Here is a 16958-nt window from a genome sequence, read left to right as displayed (position 1 = left end):
ATATTCCGAGCGACGGTGATCAGGCTTTGGATCAGTTGAAGCTGAGCAGCTTGAACAGCGGCGTCAGGTAGCTGAGCTCCTGGCCGGAGGTCGCCGTGGTGCGGCTGACGAAGTCGAAGATCTTGCCGTCCTTCATGCCGTAATTGGCGAGACGGCGGACCTGGCGGTTCTTGTCGAAATAGACCGCCACGACCCGCTGATCGACGATCTTCTGGTTCATGAAGGCGACCGGGCGCTCGGCGCGCTGGGAGATGTAATAGAACACCTCACCGTCGAGCGTGGCGACCGTCGAGGGCGTTCCCATCACGATCAGCACCTGGTCCTGGCTGGCCCCGATCGGGATCTGCTCCAGGGCACCGGGCGGCATGATGTAGCCCTTCTGGAACTGCTCACCGGTGCAGGCGGCGAGCGCCAGGCAGGTCAGCGCAATCGCGCCGGCGGTGCGCAGGGTGCTGAGGCCATGGGTAAGCAGGCGGGCAGTCGTTCGCATTGTCTGGGTCATCTTCTTCAGATCGGATCCCGTCCCCTTGCGTCGGGCAGGGCGTTGACGTACCGGGCAAACTTGCGGATTGCAACATGCCCCCGACGAGGGACAGCGAAACTCAGCCGCGGAACCGTCATGCTCTGGCCATTCAACCGTTTCAGCAAGTCGCGACCGTCCCCGCGCGGGACCATCGAGCCGATCTATGGCACGATCGTGGCACAAACCCGAGAACCGTTGTTTTATAGGCACTTAAATGTCCCCGACACGGTCGAGGGGCGGTTCGACCTGCTGATTCTGCACCTCTGGCTGGTGCTCCGACGGCTGCGCGGGGTGGGTGGGAACCTGTCGCAGGCCCTGTTCGACCGGTTCTGCGACGACATGGACGACAATCTGCGCGAGATGGGGGTTGGCGACCTGACGGTACCCAAGCGGATGCAGAAGTTCGGCGAGGCGTTCTATGGCCGCACCGCGGCCTATGATCTGGCGTGGTCGGACAGCGAGGCCCAGCTGGCGGAGGCCTTGCAGAAGAATATCTTGAACGGAGAGCATCCGGACAGCGCGGCACGACTCGCCGGCTATGCGGGACGGGTCGCAGCACAGCTCGCGGCCATGGACGACGCGAGGCTGCTCGGCGCCGCCTGGAGCTTTCCGCAGCCGGTTGAGCAGGACACAGCGACATGAGCAGCAAAGACAAAGACGCTTCGCGCGAGACGGCGCGCGACCCATCCCGGGATCCCTGGCGGGCGCCGCCGGTGATCGTGGCGCAAATTCCCGACGCCGGCCTGCATCGCGAGATCGAGGCCGATGCGGCCACACGCGCCGCGCTCGCCGCGATTGCCGAGCTGCGCGAGGTGATCTCGGCGCAAGCGTCTTTCGACGTGGTCGAGAGGCGCGATGGCAAGGTCCATGTCGGCGGCCGGGTGCGCGCCCGCATCGGCCAGACCTGCGTGGTCACGCTGGATCCGATCGAGACCGAAATCGACGAGCCGATCGACCAGATGTTTGCGCCGCCGGACCAGATTCCCGAGCTGGCCGACTTCGTCGAGGACGACCCGAACAGCGAGGTCGACACCGCCGATCCGCCGGAGCCGATCATGGGCGGCCAGATCGATCTCGGCCGCCTCGCGGCCGACGCACTGTTCCTGGCGATCGATCCCCATCCGCGCAAGCCGGGCGCGGTGTTCGAGCAGCCGGCTGCGGCCGCCGACCCGCAGGATCATCCCTTCGCGGCGCTCAAGGCGCTTAAACCGGGAGCAGACGAGCCGCCCCGCGCCGGCCGGGCCAAGGCGCCGGAGGACGATTGAGAGCGGCCTGCTGCCAGCGGGATACGGGCGGATGCTGGCGGGAAAGCTCGTAAAATCGCGATAAGCGGCTGTCTCACCACGATAATATGCGCTTCTCCGAGAAACTCCCGACAACCGCGATCGCAAAAAGGGATCGGGCCAGGAGGTTGTTTCGACACGGAGAGACGCTATTGTCGCGCCCGGTCGGGGGTGCGGCGAAAGGGCTCGGACGGCCTCTGGTCCGTCCAGGGGGCGGCGCAGAGCCCTGAACGACCGCCAAGCCAAGACCGCCAAAACACGGCCGAGCCAGATGCGGCCACCAAGAGATCAGGTTTCCGGGACGTCATGCCTCAAAAGGTTCGAATCGCGCTGGACGCCATGGGCGGAGATTTCGGCGCGGCGGTCGTCATTCCCGGTGCCGCGATCGCGCTCGGCCGCCATCCCGGTGCGGAATTCCTGCTGTTCGGCGACAGCGCCAAGATCACCCCCGAGCTCGACCAGTATCCGCGCCTGAAGGCCGTGTCGCGCGTCATCCACACTGATGTCGCGGTCAGCATGGAGGACAAGCCGAGTCAGGCGTTGCGGCGCGGGCGCAAGACCTCGTCGATGTGGCTGGCGCTGGAAGCGGTGAAAAAGGGCGAGGCCGATGTCGCGGTGTCCGCCGGCAACACCGGGGCGCTGGTGGCGATGGCGCGGTTCTGCCTGCGCACGCTCGATGGCATCGACCGGCCGGCGCTGGCGGCGATCTGGCCGACCGCGCGCGGCGAGTCGGTCGTGCTCGATCTCGGCGCCACCATCGGCGGCGATGCCAATCATCTCGTGGCGCTGTCGGTGATGGGCGGCGCGTTGGCGAGCGTGCTGTTCAACAAGCCGCGGCCGACGGTCGGCCTCCTCAACATCGGTGTCGAGGAGATGAAGGGCCACGAGGAGATCCGCGAGGCGGCCGAGCAGCTGCGGGCGATGAATCTGCCGCAGCTCGACTATATCGGCTTCGTCGAGGGCGACGGCATCGGCAAGGGCGCCGCCGACGTGGTCGTGACCGAAGGCTTCAGCGGCAACATTGCGTTGAAGACGGCCGAGGGCACGGTCCGCCAGGTGACCGACTTCCTGCGCGGCGCCATCCAGGCGAGTTGGCTGGCGCGGATCGGCTATCTGTTCGCGCAAGGCGCCTTCGCCGCGCTGCGCGCCCGGCTCGACCCGCGCAAATCCAACGGCAGCGTGGTGCTCGGGCTCAAGGGCCTCGTGGTCAAGAGCCATGGCGGAACCGATGCCGAGGGCTTTGCCTCGGCTGTCAGGGTTGGCTATGAGATGGCCCGCACCGATCTCCTGACCAAGATCATTCAAACACTCAATCGCGACGGCGGCGCATCGGCGTCGGAACCGGTCGCCCAGGAGGCTGTCTCGTGACAATTCGTTCGGTCGTGCTCGGCTGTGGCTCCTATCTTCCGCAGCGGGTCGTGACCAATGCCGAACTCGCAAGCCGCATCGAGACCTCGGACGAATGGATCGTCCAGCGTACCGGCATTCGTGAGCGCCATGTCGCAGCCGACGGCGAGTTCACCTCCCATCTCGCGATCAATGCCGCCCGCGCGGCACTGGCTGCCGCCGATGTCGATCCGCAGTCGATCGACCTGATCGTGCTGGGCACCTCGACGCCGGACAACACCTTTCCGGCGACCGCCGTGGCGGTGCAGAACGGGCTCGGCATTCATCACGGCGCGGCGTTCGATCTGCAGGCGGTGTGCTCCGGCTTCGTCTTTGCGCTGGCGACCGCCGACAATTTCCTGCGCAGCGGCTCGTTCAAGCGGGCGCTGGTGATCGGCGCCGAGACCTTCTCGCGCATCCTCGACTGGAACGACCGCACCACCTGCGTGCTGTTCGGCGACGGTGCCGGCGCGCTGGTGCTGGACGCGCAGGAGCAGGACGGCAGCGCGGACGACCGCGGCGTGCTGACCACGCATCTGCGCTCTGACGGCCGGCACAAGGCCAAGCTCTATGTCGATGGCGGTCCGTCCTCGACGCAGACCGTCGGCCATCTGCGGATGGAGGGCCGCGAGGTGTTCAAGCACGCGGTCGGCATGATCACCGACGTGATCGTGGACGCCTTCGAGGCAACCGGCCAATCGGCCGAGAGCATCGACTGGTTCGTGCCGCACCAGGCCAACAAGCGAATCATCGACGCCTCGGCGCACAAGCTGCACATCGCGCCGGAAAAGGTCGTGCTGACGGTCGACCGGCATGGAAATACCTCCGCGGCCTCGATCCCGCTGGCGCTCGACGTCGCCGTCAAGGACGGCCGCATCAAGAAGGGCGATGTGGTGCTGCTCGAGGCGATGGGCGGCGGATTCACCTGGGGATCGGCGCTGGTCCGCTGGTAGACGGCGGGCTGGGCGGGGGAGAGCGGACGAAAAGCGGCGAATCGGTCGGTTCCAGCTTCACGCTCCTGTTGACCACCGCCCCTTAACCTCTTAATTTCCGAAGCGAATTATTCGCCGTGAGTTGGGGCAGGCGATGACGGGAACCGGCAAGACAGTCACACGCGTTGATCTCTGCGAAGCGGTCTACCAGAAGGTGGGCCTGTCGCGGACGGAGTCGTCCGCCTTCGTCGAGCTCGTATTGAAGGAGATCACCGATTGCCTCGAGCGGGGCGAGACGGTGAAGCTGTCGTCGTTCGGCTCCTTCATGGTGCGCAAGAAGGGTCAGCGGATCGGACGCAATCCGAAGACCGGCACCGAGGTGCCGATCTCGCCGCGGCGGGTGATGGTGTTCAAGCCGTCAGCGATCCTCAAGCAGCGCATCAACGGCCAGAGCGTCGGCAAGATGAACGGCGAGGCCAGCCACGAGCTCAGCGCCGAGCCCGAATAGGGCGGCGCGGCCGACAGCGGCCGTTGAGCTTGACCGCCTGATCAGGACGGTCGTGTTGCGTTCGACGCGTTCCGCGTAGTCTCCTCAACTCGCCAGCACGGGGAACGGGCATTTGGACAAGGCGCCGGACGCGTTTCGGACCATCAGCGAGGTCGCTCAGGAGCTCGACATCCCGCAGCACGTGCTGCGGTTCTGGGAAACCCGGTTCGCCCAGATCAAGCCGATGAAGCGCAGCGGCGGCCGCCGCTATTATCGGCCCGACGACGTCGACCTGCTCAAGGGCATCCGCCGCCTGCTGTACGGCGAAGGCTACACCATCAAGGGCGTGCAGCGGATCCTCAAGGAGCACGGCGTCAAGTCGGTGCAGGGGCTCGCCGACAGTTCCGCCGCGGTCTCGTTCGGCGCGCTGGAGGAGACGCTCGGCGCGGCCCTCATGGAGGAGGAGCCGGTCGAGGAGGCCGAGGTCGAATCGGAGGACGAGGAGGAGGAGGCCTCCGACGAGGAGGGCATCGATTTCCGCTTCGTCGAGACCGAGGACGACATTCTCGACACCTTCCGCGTCGGCCCGCCGCAACGTGCCGGCATCCGGCCGGAAGAGCGCGAACGGCTCGAAGGCGTGCTCAAGGCGCTGCTCGACTGCCGCGCGCTGCTGGACCGCGCGATGAAAGAGGTCTGAGGCGGTCGCATGGGAAGCCGGGCAGCGAGGGACTTCGAAGACCCCGGTCAGCATCCCCCCATGAAACCCGGCCGCCGTGCCTTGCATCGGGCCCGGATCACGGCTAGAGGAACGGCCATCGGAGCGTGGCGCAGCCCGGTTAGCGCACTAGTCTGGGGGACTAGGGGTCGTGGGTTCGAATCCCGCCGCTCCGACCATTTTTTTCAATACATTCAATGCCGTTTCTTCGATATGGTTTCTAGGAGAACCGCCAGTTGCCGAGCGGTTGCCAATCTTGAGCACCGTCCGTTCCCCAAAATCCTGATCAAGCAAATGATGGGATCGCCGTTTCAGGGCGGATTTCAATCCTACGGATGCAGTTCATGTTTCTAAACAGTTGCCGTTGAGCAACGTCCGATGGGAAAGCCATGGTCTCATTGCAATTGCGCGTTCTGAGCTATGCAGAAAGTTGCTGCGATTTCAGTTGTGCCGTATGTTTGAAAAAAGTTAGTGATTCAACGCAACAGCGAGCGGAAAAACGCCCGCGCTTGGGAGGACTACGTTGTGGCAGCGAACGCGTACGTTAATCGTGCGTTAAGTGTTGCTCGGCCAGCCTTCCCCGCCTCGAACAATATGCCGTTGTACCGGCCCTGCGTCTCGGCATCGGCGCTCGCTTCACTGAGCAATCGTCTTTGAATCCCGTACGCGGGAAAAAAGAGGGCCCCCGAAGGGGCCCCAAGTCTGAGCAGACTGTCGGGAAGGTGCGGCCTAGCGGCTGCGCCTTCCGCGGCAGTGTTCACATACGGACTCCCACTTGCCGAACCTGAATCTCAGGTATTCGACCACGTGGACCGGCATGTGAGACGGACACAGACGCCGAGTTTTTGACATCAGTCTCTCCATTCGAATCAGACGGAACAGGCCGTCGCCCCTTGGGGGCACTTGCACCCCAAACTTGTGACGAAGGGGAGTGGCTGACGGTCGTGATTCGCTGGAGAGCGTCCGAGAATCGTTTGTACCAGAAGCGCCGTAGGGCGAACAGGTTTGTGTCCACTTTTTAGTGGATTCGCCCTTTTGCTGGGCGCTGTCTCACCTCAGGGGTGCTTCTTTGCTATTTTTCGCGTCTGGCGATTCTGTCGCGATGATCTTCCAGCTTTGCAACGGCGTTTGACGCCAGCACGCCCCGCCGGGCAAGGTAAGTGTCAATGATGCGCTGCGCTTTATCCACGGTCCAGGTCAGCGCCTCGGCGATCTCTGGCGCGGTGGCGCCGGCCTCGGCAAGTAACGTTGCCGCAGTGCCCCTGTTGTCGTGAAAATTCAGCTCTCCGGCATTCACAGCGTCGGCGTCCTCGCGCCAATGCTCATTGAAATATCGCCTCGTGTAGGCTTTGCCGGTCTGAGTGAGCATAACCAACGCGCCGGCACGGCTGAGGCCGTCGAGATGGGCTTTAAGCTCGCGAGTTGCGGGGATCCAGAGCCACTTCCCAGTCTTGCTTGAGCGGATCTGGACGCGCTCGCCGTCGTAGCGGGTCCACGCAAATTTTCGGATGTCCGACGCACGCATGGCGGTGTTGCGGACGAGGATCATGGCGGTCTGCATCGCGGGGCGAGCAGTGCGGATGAACTGTTGCTGCAATTCCTCGGACCATATCTTGTCGGCCCGGTTGCTCTTGTAGAGGCGTTCGAACGAGGGGATCGGGTGGTGCTTGATTCGGCGCTTTTCCCTCGCAAACGATAGCACGCGGCAAAGCGCGCTCATAAGGTTGTCGGCCGACCGATGAGAGGTTTTGCCAAGCTCCTGGTGCCATGCGAGCGCATCGGCTGCGAATGCGTCGGCGTCGTCAGCATTGTTGAAAGTCTCCTCAGGAACCGATCCCCACTTCTTCTCGATCCGCGCCAGCTTCCAGACGTATTGCTTACGGTGCTCGTCGCTGAGCTTCGCAAAGGTCTCAGATTGATCGAAGTGACGTATCAGATCGGTCAGTGTCTTGCCGCCCGCGCGTTTTTTCCTTTTTTCGGCTTCGGCATAACTTTCGACCAGCCGACTCTCATCGAGTGGCAGGCCGGTGGCTCGGTGGTAATAGTAAACTTTCACAGTGCCATCGGCCATGCGTTTTGTGGTGCGCTTGACGCCCTTCAGCCTAAGAGGCTTTCGCTTGATGCGCGGCATTCTCGGCCTTCCAACGTTGGTAGGGGGTCAACTCTGCAGAGCCTGTCACAAGGCCACTCGCGCGGTCCAGGGCAATATCAAGGGCTTTGCGATCCCATCGATTAGTCCCGGGTAGCGCGTCGGGAATGATGCCCTTCGCTCGCCAGCTATCGAAGGCGGCGAGCGTCTTGCAGCCGCAATATGTTGCGGCTTCTGCCTTCGAGAGCACGCGCGCCTGCATCATCCGAATGTGGCTTAGGTTGTCCTTCAAAATCCCCTCCATTTGTTGACCGGCGATGACGCCTTGCGCTGAGGCTCGGCCTTCGGAAATCCGCGGCTGTTAATCTTGCTGCGGGGCGTGGGTGTGAGCCCGACGTGCCGCGCTCGCTTGCGGTAGTTCCTCGCCTTCTCGGCCACGTCCTGGGCCGTCTTCTCCTTGTGCGGCTTGCCGCGGAGGATCGGCGCCATGTTGCTCTCGCGGTTCTCGCCTCCGTTGATCAGCGCCTTGACGTGATCCACGTCCCATTGATCGCCGGGCCTGATGACGCGCCCGGACCAGTGGCAGCGGCCCTTGTAGCGCTCAAAGATCCTCAGCTTGACATGCGGCGGCGGCCGGCTGTCCGGCGTCTTGCCGATCCATTCCTTGACGCTGCGGGCGGTCTCGCTCAATGGCGCAACTCCATCAGATGCCACCCGCGCGAAAGGAATTCGCGGAAGCCGTTCGGCTTGTCGAAATAGCCGGCTTCGCGTGCCTGCTTGAAGACCTGATATTTGGCCGCTGATCGCGTCCCCGCTTGCACTTCGACGGCTCCGAACGGGCCACAGTTCATCACGTACATGCGGACGTCGAGCATCAGCTGTTGCGGCTTTTTACGCTGCATCCTGGCTACCCTCCGTCAACTTCGGATCGCTCCAAACCACGTTGTTCTCGGCGCCCCATGCGAACATGAACTCAATCAGGTTGATCATTTCCTGCACGGAGAGATCGGAAGACGAGTGGCCGTAAGGGATGAAGCTTTCGCCATTCAGCGAAGGGATGAACTGCACCTCCTGGCCGCATGCCTTGAGGAACATCACCTTCCACTGATCGGTGGAATAGCGCTTACCGTTGATGCGCTTCTGTCGGGCAATGTCGGTCAACATCGCCCACATGCGGTCATTCTGTTCGGGCGTCCGCTGTGGCCCCTTGAACTCGACGCGGGTTCCCGGCGGCGCGCGATCAATCCACGACCGCGCAAGCGCGCGATCGGCGGGCCTGTTGAAAACGATCTGCGCGCGTCCGGTCATTGCTCGATCCCCTGGCGGCGAAGCTCTGCGTCAATCGCGTCGTGCGCGATCTCGAACGGAATGACGGCGATCTGCACCCAAAGGATGATCGCCGCGCGTGCGGCAAGCAGGGATGCGGTCAGCATTCGACGTTCTCCGGCCAGCCGTAGGCGCGCTCGATCGTCTTGCACGTCTGCTCGAAAAGCTCGGGCTTTGTGACGATGAGGCGGCCTTTCGGCGTGTAGCGTCCGCCCCAATCACTCTCCGGCTTCGTGTCGTAGCCGACGCGGATGGTCTGACCATCGTCGTAGCTGTAGGCGTTGCAACCGCGCTCCTTGAGCCACCGGGCGAGGGGGCGGAACGCCCGCTCGTGCGACACGATGAACGGTCTTTTCGGGTTCGTCCTCATGCTGCCACCCGTTCGCCGCTCTTGCGGATCTGTGACACCACGGCGTCAAGTTCGGCGTTGAAGCGGTCCACCTCGGTTGCGAGGCTCTGAATGTAGCGCTCGTCCCGGTGCGCCCGCTTGATGAAGGGCGGCATATTGCGGGAGTAGATCAGCAAGTCCCACCACTCTCGGCCGGTCACCCAAAGCGTTCCCTGCACCTGGGCAACATGCTTCGAAGGGAATTCGTCCTTCAGCATGATGTCGATGACGATGTGAGGCTCGGCGGTCTTGATCTCCAAGCCTCCGTTTTCGCCGATCAGGCTGTCAGGCGAGCAGCCCTTGCGGCCGTTCCTGACGAAGCCAACACGGTGAAGGTCTGCGCCGGTCTCGAAGGCGTAGAGGTCGCGCGCCTCGGGCTCCCACTCGTGGCCGCGCTCCGTCTCCTCGCTGGAAAAGCTCTTGGCGGGCTCGCCGGTGATGATCTCGCCGGCCAGCTTGAGCATGTAGGTTCTGCGGGTCTTGCCCTCGCCCTTCGCCAGAAGCTGTGAGAAGGCGGAGGCGGTCGGGATGCCCATGCGGGCGCGCAACCATTCCTCGCTGTTCTGCTCGCACTCGACAATCTGCATTGGTCCTGGCCCCTTAGTACGTGATGGAGACGTGGGGGATGCCCCCGGCGGCAATGGTCTTGATGAGGTCGGCGGCAAGCTCCGGCTCCAGGTGGTTGCTGAGGGCCGTCAGGATCTCGCTATGGACCTTGTTGCGGCGGCGCGCGTTCTCTGCGCGCTTGCGGTCGGCGACCTCCTGCGCGGCCTTCTCTCGCGCGACGCGCAAGCGTTCCGCCTCGACGGCGCGTGCTGCCGCTTCCTGGGCGGCGATGCGGGCGCGCTCCTCGGCATCCTGCTTCCACTTCTCCGCCAACTCGGCGCGCTGGCGCTCCAACTCGGCGGCTTGCCGCGCAGCCTCCTCGGCGCGCTGCTGCGCCTCGCGCTTGGCCTTCTCCTGGCGCAGCTGTTCGAGCTCGGCGGCGTCGCGCTCGCGCTGCTCGGCGGCTGCCAGCGCTGCGGCGAGCAGGGCGATAGCCTCCGAAATTGCGGCCGTGGCGCGCTCGTTGAATTCCTGCCAGTCGCGGCCGGCGTAGCGGTTGACGGTCTCGATAACGCCGCGGATCAGATTGGCGGGCTGGCCAGCGGCGAGGCGGCCGGCGTTGATGATGTCCACAAGCGCGGCTTCATGGCCGTTGATGCGCTCGCGCTCGGCGTCCTCGTAGTCGGTAACCGGCTTGCGCACCTCGTCCTTGAGAGCGTCCAGGCGGTCGCGGAGCGTCTTGCGCTCCTTGTCGATCTTGGCCGATTGCGCCTTGATGTCGGCAACGGCTTCCTTGCCCATGTCGTCAAGGATGGTCTTGGAGCGGGCAATCTTGTAGGCGAGCGACTTCACGGCCTCGCGGCCGGCGGCCGTCGAAATGTCCGTCAAGGTGCCGCGTACCTGGGTCTCGATCGCGGTGAGCACGGTTTCAACCTGTCCAGTGCCGAACAGGGTCGCGGCGATGATGGCCGGGACGGGGGCCGGCTCAAGGATGGTTTCGAGGGTGACAACAGCGTTCATGGGTTAAGCCTTCCGAAAACCTGCAATGGCGTTGACGCAGAAGCCGTATTTTTCGGCCGGGATTTCCGCGATGAGGTGCTTGCGGCCGTTGGTGAACAGGCCCTTGCTCGCCGCGAATTGGATAAAGGCGCGCTCGCTTGCGCCCTTCGCCTCCAGGGCTTCGCGAAGATAGGCGGCCTGTTCGTCGGTGATCGAGCCGGGCAGCGGCGCGTAGGCCGGCGGCTCGTCCGCGGCCTCGGTGGCGCGGCTGTCGTCATCCGCAGACGCTGCGAGGCCAAGCGCGGCCTTCAGCGAGTAGCGTTGCAGGTAGGTGATGGTTGAACCCACGCCCTGAATTGCGTTCTTGTTGCCGCTGTCGTCACGGCCGGCGTCCAGGGTGGTTTCCTCGTAGTGGCCGTCCCGGTGCGTGACGATGCAGGTTACTGAGACCGGCTCGCCAATCTTCGACGACACCCGGAAGCGATACGAAAGCCCGTGCTCGCCCAAGATCGGGTCAACCGTGCGCGCGATCTCGGCCATGTCCTCATGCGCGTAGTCGGTATTCGCGCCGCCCTTTCGGCTCTCGAACGCCACTCGGCGGTTTTTCCGGATAACCGGGATATGCGCCTTGGCTTCAGACATGGCGCGATCAAACGCCTTGCGGGCGGCGATCGCGTCCAATTCCTTCGCCAGTGCGACCGCTTCGCGGAGCATTTCGACGTTGCCCGTTGCCATGGCCGCGCGGACAATATCGAGCGCCCCGGCGGACTGTGCGGCCACGGGGGCGCCGTGTGCCTGCTTCTGGATGGCGCGGCCGTCAAGCGAGCGGCGGCGCCTGGGCGGCTCGGGGGTGACAATTTCAACCGATGACATGCGGTGATTCTCGCGTGATGTGAGTTGTTAGAGCGGTTAGTCGTCGTCGCCTTCGGTTTCCTCGGGCTCCATGGGCGTCTCGCAATCGCCGCACATGATCCGGGCGTCAGGCTTGGCCCATGCGTTCAACTCGCAGCCTGGGCACGTAAACTTGGTCTTGCTGGCCTTCTTCTTCTCGCGGGCCGTCTTGGCGGCTTCGCTCTCGCTGATGCGGAGCCGATCGCCGAAAAGCTCGTTCATTCCGAGCTGTTCGAACTCGGCGAAGGCGCGCGCGAAGGGCCCGTCATCTACGATGTAGTGGGACATCTTCGCGCCGGTCTCTTTGCCGCCGGGCATGCCCGTAGATGACGGCTGCAAGCCGATCTCGCGCATTTTCTTCGCCCACTGTTTGTCGTGGTAGGCGCGGCGCGGATACTTGCCGAAATGCTTCTGCCAGAGGTGCGCCATCTCGTGCGCCAGCGTCGAAAGTGTCTGCCGCACGGTGCGAGTGGAGAAGTGCACGGGATTGAGGGCGATCTCGTCCACGACTTCGCCGTCACGCGAGCCGAACTGCTCGGGGCAGAAGTAGCCGTAGGAGCCCTTATGCCGCTGCATCGTGATCAGGCAGCGGGGGAGCTCCCCGCCGAAAAGCCGATCGTTGAAGAAGTCATACGCGCGGTTCAACTCGCCATAGTTCGTGACGGTCGGGCCGGCATCCGAGGGGATTTTTGTTTCGTACGATGCAACGGCGCCGGTCATGATCAGGCCGCCTTGATCGAGCTGATAGCTGCGTCAAACTGCGCCATGATCGTAGCGGCACGGGCGCGGGCCTCGGCGGCGTCTTCGACCTCCTGCCAACGGTCGCCTGTCTCCTCGGAAACCTCGCCGGTGCGAAGGATCTCCGCCACGGTCTCCTCGTAGAGGGCGCGAGCGTCGGCGGTGGTGCTGTGCCATGCCTCATGCGCGGCCTGCTTGGCGACATGATGGGCGCCACCGTTCAGCGTTGCGGCGCGCGCCATCGCGGCATCAAAGGCCGCCTTCTGCCGCTTAGTTGAACTCTTGAAGTACCAGAAAGCTGAGTTTTCCGCGCTCTCCTGGCGCTCGCGCTCCTCTGAACGGTCAGGCCGGGCGTGGTGCGGGTTCGCAGAGTAATAAGAGCCGGACATTGCGGCGTCTCCATCGGAGGGCGATGGAGGCATGATAGCCAAGAAATTTGGTTTAGCAATGGAGGTAGCCAAAAAATTTGGCTACAAGAGTCGTCGTGAAGGGGCGCTGGAGGCCCAACGGCTCGATGGTATCAATTAACCATAAGAGGTAACATGGTATTGCAACGCGTTAATATTTCATCAATCTTGGCGTGGGGCGATGGTGTGGGAGTCGGAACGTGACGACGGGGGAGTTTGTATGCAACAAAAGGATTGGCATCGCCGTTTGGCGGTGCAGCTTGCTGCGCAGTTGCCAGAGGGGCAGGTGGATGCGCTGATCGTCTTGGATCTCTGCGCCCGGTTGGTTCGAGAGTTTCTCTTCGTTCCTGATCAGGCTCGGGAGCGCTGCGAGGCGGGACCTTCGGGCAATTGAGAGGATAATTCCTCCAATTCCCGTTGACGTTTTAGCGTCAGGCTGTCGGTTCGGCCCAGAAACAGCCAGTCGAGCGTAATATCCGGAAACGTCTTCACAATGCGGATTGCGACCTCTTTTGAGAGGGGCAGTCCGCGTTCGAAATTATTCCATCGCCTGGTCTCGATGCCGAGGCGAGCGGCAAACGCCGGCTGGCTTGTTCCGGAGATGAGCATCCGGAGCATGCGCAGTCGATCGGCGATCGCTTCGGGGGTCTCGTCTACCTCAGACATTCGCGAAATGTGCATCTGCCGGCTTCAATTCGCCACGAAAAATTTTTGGGTGTTGTTTAGCCAAATAATTTGGTTTATGGTCCGCGTATGGGACCTCTCGGCACAACATCTGATGTCATTGCAGCGCTCGGCGGCAACCGGCCCGTTGCGGATCTGACGGGCTCAAGATCCAAGGCTGTCTCCATGTGGAAGACACTCGGCGCTTTCCCTTGGAGGACTCAACTCAAGATCACTCACGCGCTTGCCGAGCGTGGCCTTTCGGCGTCGCCGGATCTGTGGGGCATCAAGGCCCGCGCGAAGGTGGCCGCATGATCGGATCACCTTTTCCGAATGCGTGTGATCTCTCCGGCGGCTCTGCGCTCGAATGCGGCAAGTTCTCTCAGTCGGCGATCGACGTATGCGCGCTGCTCGTCGGCTCGCTGTTGGGCGTCGTCGTCGGCTCGGCCTTTGTGATCCTGCTTTTGATGCGGGTTTAACAGTCTCGCTGCAAACGCGGCGAGCGGCTGAAAGCTGAGTGGTTCATTGTCATTGGCGCTCATGGTCGCATGGTTAGGTCGTGAGCGTTCCAAAGGTCGGAAAAGCGTTCCGGAGTTAGTTGTATGCGTAAGGAAATCGGAACCCTGGCAGGGCCCCGAAGGTGGGGCGACACGCGGGAAAGCTGGCTTTCTCGTGTGCCGAAGGCGGTCAAGGACGCGCTGAAAACGCGCGTTGAAACGGTGTCGGCCCGGACGGTGAAAAGTCTCTGGTACGGCGAGATTGTGGATCCGGACCATCACGCGGCGCGCGATGTCCGGCGAGCTGCTGAAATCGTGGCGGCGCGAGGGGAAGCGCTGGCGCTTGTGGGGAAGTATCGGGAATTGATAGGGGCTATGAATGCAAAGGATCCGCATCTCTTTCGCGCGGAAATTGATCGCCTTGAGCGGGTGGCTCAGCTCCTGTGCGGTGAGGGTGGCGCCGAATGATGTGTTTGTGCGGGGGGCGCAATGATCTCGCTCACTCGCACGCAAATCCAGGCAATCGAACGGCGCCGCAAGTTTCATGCGGCAATCGCTGAGAAGGCGGACGCCCTTGCGGCGGCTAAGTCGGCAGATGTGCAGCCGCAGGACCAGCTGCCATGCGCAATTCCGGGCACGGTGGGGCAATTCGAAGAGCCCGGTATGCCGATCGAGCTCGATGACGCCAGCGCGGCTCCGCGTCTGACCTGGCTGCCCGACTACTCGACCCACCCAAGCATGAAAGCAATCGTGAGGACGGTTGCCACGTTCTACGCGGTCAATGTCCGCGAAATCATGTCGTTTCGGCGGACCGGACACATTGTCCGGCCGCGTCAAGTCGCCATGTACCTTTGTTCGCAGCTGACGCCGTACTCTCTGCCGACGATCGGCCGTCACTTCGGCCGCGATCACACCACGGTGCTTTATGGGCGCGACAAGATCGCCCGCTTGATGCTGCTCGACGCCGATCTCTGCCACGACATCGCATTGCTGTTCCGGCTGATTACCGGGGGCGACGAATGAGTAGCCCGGAAGGCGTCCCCGCCGAAGTCTGCGGCCAGTTTGAGCGTGTGGCGCTCGAACTGGTCGGCGCGGGCTGGTTTCGCTACTCGGCAGACGCGATTTTGCACCGCATTCGCTGGCATATGCAGGTTGAGCGCGGCCAGCGTGATTTCAAGGTCAACAACAATTGGTCGGCGCCGCTGGCGCGATGGTTCGCCGCGCGCAATCCGGAGCACGCTGGCCTTTTCGAGACGCGGCAGAGCTACGCAAAGGCCGCGCCGATCCGCTCGTATGCGGACTGAGGTGCGTCGGTGGTGTCGGATCGTCCGGAAACTCGCGCGCTGATCGCTGATAGCGCAATTCTGGCCCTGTGGGATTTGGGCCTCAACACCTTCGAAATCGCTCGGCTGCTGCGCATGCGCGAAAGCGACGTGGCAAACCGCCTTGCGCGGCTTCGTGAGCCCACAAGATGAAGCGGCTGCGCGCCTGGGTGAATGTCTATCGGCCGCTCAACGGAGCGATGGGCGCTGTCTACGCGAGCCGTTCGCTCGCTGATCAGATGGCCGGCCGCGATCGGCTTGCCTGCATCGAAATCCAGATACCGCACGGGGCTGCGGAAATCATTGCATCGTACGATACAAAAGGGGGGCCCGATGCTTCGGCCTGCTGAGGTGACTAGCGTGTGCGTGTTCGGGCGCGAGGATGGGCCTTGCAAGGTCGCGGCCGCGGCGTTCCCGCGATCGATGCTCGAAGCGATGCAATCGAGCGCAGATCGCGAAGTGTCATTGCTTGGTCAGTATGACTTCGCCTCGCGTGCTGAAGCTCGGCGGATCGCGGAGGCGATGCAATCCGAGCTGTCCGGCTACCACCTTGCCGGAGGCTGGTACGATCTCGATGCGCAGTCGGTCTGCGAAGCTCTGGAAGCGATGCCCGGCGATTGGTCGGCGGTCCGCAGGGCGGTGCGCTGATGTCGCTGTGGTTTCGGATGTATTCGGACGTCATCAACGATCCGAAGGTGATGAGGCTTCCGGAGGCGATGCGCTGGCATTGGGTCGCGGTGCTGTGCTGCGCCTCCAAGAATGGCGGCCGCGTGCCGGCGGTCTCTGATGTCGCCTTCATGCTCCGGATGGATGAGGAGCGCGCTGCGGCCGTCCTGGGAGGGCTCCAGGCGGCTGGCTTGCTCGATGCGGATCCGGAAGGGCTGGCGCCGCACAATTGGGGCGCGCGGCAATTCAAAAGCGACACCTCGAACGACCGGGTGAAGCGTTTCAGGGAAAAGCAGCGTAACGGCGCCGTGACTGAATGCGGGAACGCTACAGGTGACGGTGAGTGTAACGTTACAGCGGCCGTTACTGGAACGCCCCCAGAACAGAACAGAGCAGAAGCAGATACAGAAACAGGCTCTCGGTCGGACGCTGGCGCGTCGCGCCCGGCGCGCGAGCCCTCGCGGTTTGATGAGTTCTGGAAGGCTTACCCCCGCCGTGATGGGCCAAACCCTCGCAAGCCGGCTGAAGCCAAGTTTGCTGCCCTGGTGAAGGCCGGGGTTGATCAGCAAGCGGTGATCAACGCTGCCCGCAAGTTGGGTGCCGACGAGGCTGCGCGCGGCAACATCGGCACGCGGTTCATTCCGCAGGCGATGACCTGGCTCAATCAGCAGCGGTGGAACGATCACGCGGCGGTCGCTGCTGCGCCCCCGTCTGCGGCCGATGAGGCTGCGCAGCTTGAGGACGCGGTGCGGATGTTCGCGCGGTCGGGCCGGTGGTCGCGCTGGGCCGGGCCTGAGCCGGGAATGACCGGCTGCCGTGCGTCCGCTGAATTACTGGCGCGGCACGGGCTTTCAGCTGAAGGGCAGAAATTGTCGGGGGCTTCGGCCGCGGCCGCGGCGTAAGGGGACGAAATGACGACAGCTGAAATTCAGGCCGATTACCGGCGGGCCCTCGCTGAGTTAGGCGCGGCGGTAGTTCTGCAGATACCGGGGCTTATCGTCCATGTCGGGTCGGAAGGCGTTTCACTACTTTGGCCGCAGGATTGGACCGGGGTTCTCGTGAGGGGATCGCGGCGGGCGGATGGACAACGCCGGTTACCC

At 63.4% G+C, this 16958-nt stretch carries 28 protein-coding genes and 1 tRNA gene; 15 read left to right on the top strand and 14 right to left on the bottom strand.

Annotated elements, in window-relative coordinates:
• Positions 1-31 precede the first annotated feature (31 nt).
• Entirely contained in the window at positions 32-490 is a 459-nt protein-coding gene (locus tag ACQR1I_RS16795) for an outer membrane protein assembly factor BamE (protein ID WP_434866844.1), read from the bottom strand.
• Between the two features lie 129 nt (positions 491-619).
• Here ACQR1I_RS16795 and ACQR1I_RS16790 point away from each other — a divergent pair, with 129 nt between their 5' ends.
• The 7 genes from ACQR1I_RS16790 to ACQR1I_RS16760 all read left to right on the top strand — a co-directional run bounded on the left by ACQR1I_RS16790 (position 620) and on the right by ACQR1I_RS16760 (position 5505).
• Positions 620-1165: a ubiquinol-cytochrome C chaperone family protein gene (locus tag ACQR1I_RS16790; RefSeq protein WP_434866845.1), complete on the top strand. Its 546-nt coding sequence runs from the start codon at positions 620-622 to the stop codon at positions 1163-1165.
• Positions 1162-1788: a YceD family protein gene (locus tag ACQR1I_RS16785; protein ID WP_434866846.1), complete on the top strand. Its 627-nt coding sequence runs from the start codon at positions 1162-1164 to the stop codon at positions 1786-1788. Before ACQR1I_RS16790 ends, ACQR1I_RS16785 begins: the two co-directional genes overlap by 4 nt.
• Before the next feature lie 324 nt (positions 1789-2112).
• Positions 2113-3174, top strand: a complete 1062-nt coding sequence (plsX, locus tag ACQR1I_RS16780) for a phosphate acyltransferase PlsX (RefSeq protein ID WP_434866847.1) — start codon at positions 2113-2115, stop codon at positions 3172-3174.
• On the top strand, positions 3171-4145 hold the full coding sequence (locus tag ACQR1I_RS16775) for a beta-ketoacyl-ACP synthase III (RefSeq protein WP_434866848.1): 975 nt from the start codon (positions 3171-3173) through the stop codon (positions 4143-4145). Before plsX ends, ACQR1I_RS16775 begins: the two co-directional genes overlap by 4 nt.
• 133 nt (positions 4146-4278) lie before the next feature.
• Positions 4279-4632 carry an integration host factor subunit alpha gene (locus ACQR1I_RS16770; RefSeq protein ID WP_434866849.1) on the top strand — a complete coding sequence of 118 codons (354 nt, stop codon included), beginning with the start codon at positions 4279-4281 and terminating at the stop codon, positions 4630-4632.
• A 112-nt stretch (positions 4633-4744) separates the two neighbouring features.
• Entirely contained in the window at positions 4745-5308 is a 564-nt protein-coding gene (locus ACQR1I_RS16765; RefSeq protein ID WP_434866850.1) for a MerR family transcriptional regulator, read from the top strand.
• 119 nt (positions 5309-5427) lie between these two features.
• Positions 5428-5505, top strand: a tRNA-Pro gene (locus ACQR1I_RS16760).
• An 893-nt stretch (positions 5506-6398) separates the two neighbouring features.
• Here the strand turns inward: ACQR1I_RS16760 and ACQR1I_RS16755 are convergent.
• The 13 genes from ACQR1I_RS16755 to ACQR1I_RS16695 all read right to left on the bottom strand — a co-directional run bounded on the left by ACQR1I_RS16755 (position 6399) and on the right by ACQR1I_RS16695 (position 13376).
• Positions 6399-7457 carry a tyrosine-type recombinase/integrase gene (locus ACQR1I_RS16755; protein WP_434866851.1) on the bottom strand — a complete coding sequence of 353 codons (1059 nt, stop codon included), beginning with the start codon at positions 7455-7457 and terminating at the stop codon, positions 6399-6401.
• Positions 7429-7707 carry a hypothetical protein gene (locus tag ACQR1I_RS16750; RefSeq protein ID WP_434866852.1) on the bottom strand — a complete coding sequence of 93 codons (279 nt, stop codon included), beginning with the start codon at positions 7705-7707 and terminating at the stop codon, positions 7429-7431. Before ACQR1I_RS16750 ends, ACQR1I_RS16755 begins: the two co-directional genes overlap by 29 nt.
• Positions 7704-8105, bottom strand: coding sequence for an HNH endonuclease (locus ACQR1I_RS16745; RefSeq protein ID WP_434866853.1), 402 nt, complete (start codon positions 8103-8105; stop codon positions 7704-7706). The genes ACQR1I_RS16750 and ACQR1I_RS16745 overlap by 4 nt, the downstream gene beginning before the upstream one ends.
• Positions 8102-8317: a hypothetical protein gene (locus ACQR1I_RS16740; RefSeq protein ID WP_434866854.1), complete on the bottom strand. Its 216-nt coding sequence runs from the start codon at positions 8315-8317 to the stop codon at positions 8102-8104. Before ACQR1I_RS16740 ends, ACQR1I_RS16745 begins: the two co-directional genes overlap by 4 nt.
• Entirely contained in the window at positions 8307-8723 is a 417-nt protein-coding gene (locus ACQR1I_RS16735) for a recombination protein NinB (protein ID WP_434866855.1), read from the bottom strand. The genes ACQR1I_RS16740 and ACQR1I_RS16735 overlap by 11 nt, the downstream gene beginning before the upstream one ends.
• On the bottom strand, positions 8720-8848 hold the full coding sequence (locus ACQR1I_RS16730; protein WP_434866856.1) for a hypothetical protein: 129 nt from the start codon (positions 8846-8848) through the stop codon (positions 8720-8722). Before ACQR1I_RS16730 ends, ACQR1I_RS16735 begins: the two co-directional genes overlap by 4 nt.
• Positions 8842-9081, bottom strand: coding sequence for a hypothetical protein (locus ACQR1I_RS16725; RefSeq protein ID WP_434866857.1), 240 nt, complete (start codon positions 9079-9081; stop codon positions 8842-8844). Before ACQR1I_RS16725 ends, ACQR1I_RS16730 begins: the two co-directional genes overlap by 7 nt.
• Positions 9082-9107: 26 nt before the next feature.
• Positions 9108-9716, bottom strand: coding sequence for a lambda exonuclease family protein (locus ACQR1I_RS16720; protein ID WP_434866858.1), 609 nt, complete (start codon positions 9714-9716; stop codon positions 9108-9110).
• A 13-nt stretch (positions 9717-9729) separates the two neighbouring features.
• Positions 9730-10695 (bottom strand): hypothetical protein, encoded by a 966-nt coding sequence (locus tag ACQR1I_RS16715; RefSeq protein ID WP_434866859.1) that lies wholly within the window; start codon positions 10693-10695, stop codon positions 9730-9732.
• Positions 10696-10698: 3 nt separating this feature from the next.
• On the bottom strand, positions 10699-11547 hold the full coding sequence (locus ACQR1I_RS16710) for an ERF family protein (RefSeq protein ID WP_434866860.1): 849 nt from the start codon (positions 11545-11547) through the stop codon (positions 10699-10701).
• Positions 11548-11583: 36 nt separating this feature from the next.
• Complete coding sequence (locus tag ACQR1I_RS16705; protein ID WP_434866861.1) at positions 11584-12285, bottom strand: SprT-like domain-containing protein; 702 nt, start codon at positions 12283-12285, stop codon at positions 11584-11586.
• Between the two features lie 2 nt (positions 12286-12287).
• Entirely contained in the window at positions 12288-12692 is a 405-nt protein-coding gene (locus ACQR1I_RS16700; protein WP_434866862.1) for a hypothetical protein, read from the bottom strand.
• Positions 12693-13061: 369 nt separating this feature from the next.
• Positions 13062-13376, bottom strand: coding sequence for a hypothetical protein (locus tag ACQR1I_RS16695; RefSeq protein ID WP_434866863.1), 315 nt, complete (start codon positions 13374-13376; stop codon positions 13062-13064).
• A 308-nt stretch (positions 13377-13684) separates the two neighbouring features.
• Here ACQR1I_RS16695 and ACQR1I_RS16690 point away from each other — a divergent pair, with 308 nt between their 5' ends.
• The 8 genes from ACQR1I_RS16690 to ACQR1I_RS16655 all read left to right on the top strand — a co-directional run bounded on the left by ACQR1I_RS16690 (position 13685) and on the right by ACQR1I_RS16655 (position 16760).
• Entirely contained in the window at positions 13685-13852 is a 168-nt protein-coding gene (locus tag ACQR1I_RS16690) for a hypothetical protein (RefSeq protein ID WP_434866864.1), read from the top strand.
• A 123-nt stretch (positions 13853-13975) separates the two neighbouring features.
• The gene (locus ACQR1I_RS16685; RefSeq protein WP_434866865.1) at positions 13976-14338 is read left to right on the top strand and encodes a hypothetical protein; all 363 of its coding nucleotides are present in this window, start codon (positions 13976-13978) and stop codon (positions 14336-14338) included.
• 21 nt (positions 14339-14359) lie between these two features.
• Positions 14360-14893: a helix-turn-helix domain-containing protein gene (locus ACQR1I_RS16680; RefSeq protein WP_434866866.1), complete on the top strand. Its 534-nt coding sequence runs from the start codon at positions 14360-14362 to the stop codon at positions 14891-14893.
• Positions 14890-15174 (top strand): hypothetical protein, encoded by a 285-nt coding sequence (locus ACQR1I_RS16675; protein WP_434866867.1) that lies wholly within the window; start codon positions 14890-14892, stop codon positions 15172-15174. The genes ACQR1I_RS16680 and ACQR1I_RS16675 overlap by 4 nt, the downstream gene beginning before the upstream one ends.
• Before the next feature lie 12 nt (positions 15175-15186).
• Positions 15187-15345 (top strand): hypothetical protein, encoded by a 159-nt coding sequence (locus ACQR1I_RS16670; protein ID WP_434866868.1) that lies wholly within the window; start codon positions 15187-15189, stop codon positions 15343-15345.
• Entirely contained in the window at positions 15342-15542 is a 201-nt protein-coding gene (locus ACQR1I_RS16665) for a hypothetical protein (protein ID WP_434866869.1), read from the top strand. Before ACQR1I_RS16670 ends, ACQR1I_RS16665 begins: the two co-directional genes overlap by 4 nt.
• Before the next feature lie 73 nt (positions 15543-15615).
• Entirely contained in the window at positions 15616-15840 is a 225-nt protein-coding gene (locus tag ACQR1I_RS16660; protein ID WP_434866870.1) for a hypothetical protein, read from the top strand.
• The gene (locus ACQR1I_RS16655; RefSeq protein ID WP_434866871.1) at positions 15840-16760 is read left to right on the top strand and encodes a hypothetical protein; all 921 of its coding nucleotides are present in this window, start codon (positions 15840-15842) and stop codon (positions 16758-16760) included. The genes ACQR1I_RS16660 and ACQR1I_RS16655 overlap by 1 nt, the downstream gene beginning before the upstream one ends.
• Positions 16761-16958 lie beyond the last annotated feature (198 nt).

Origin of the sequence: Bradyrhizobium sp. HKCCYLS2038 (genome assembly GCF_051167655.1) — a bacterium.
Classification (GTDB): domain Bacteria; phylum Pseudomonadota; class Alphaproteobacteria; order Rhizobiales; family Xanthobacteraceae; genus Bradyrhizobium.
This window is presented reverse-complemented; position numbering and strand designations above follow the sequence as displayed.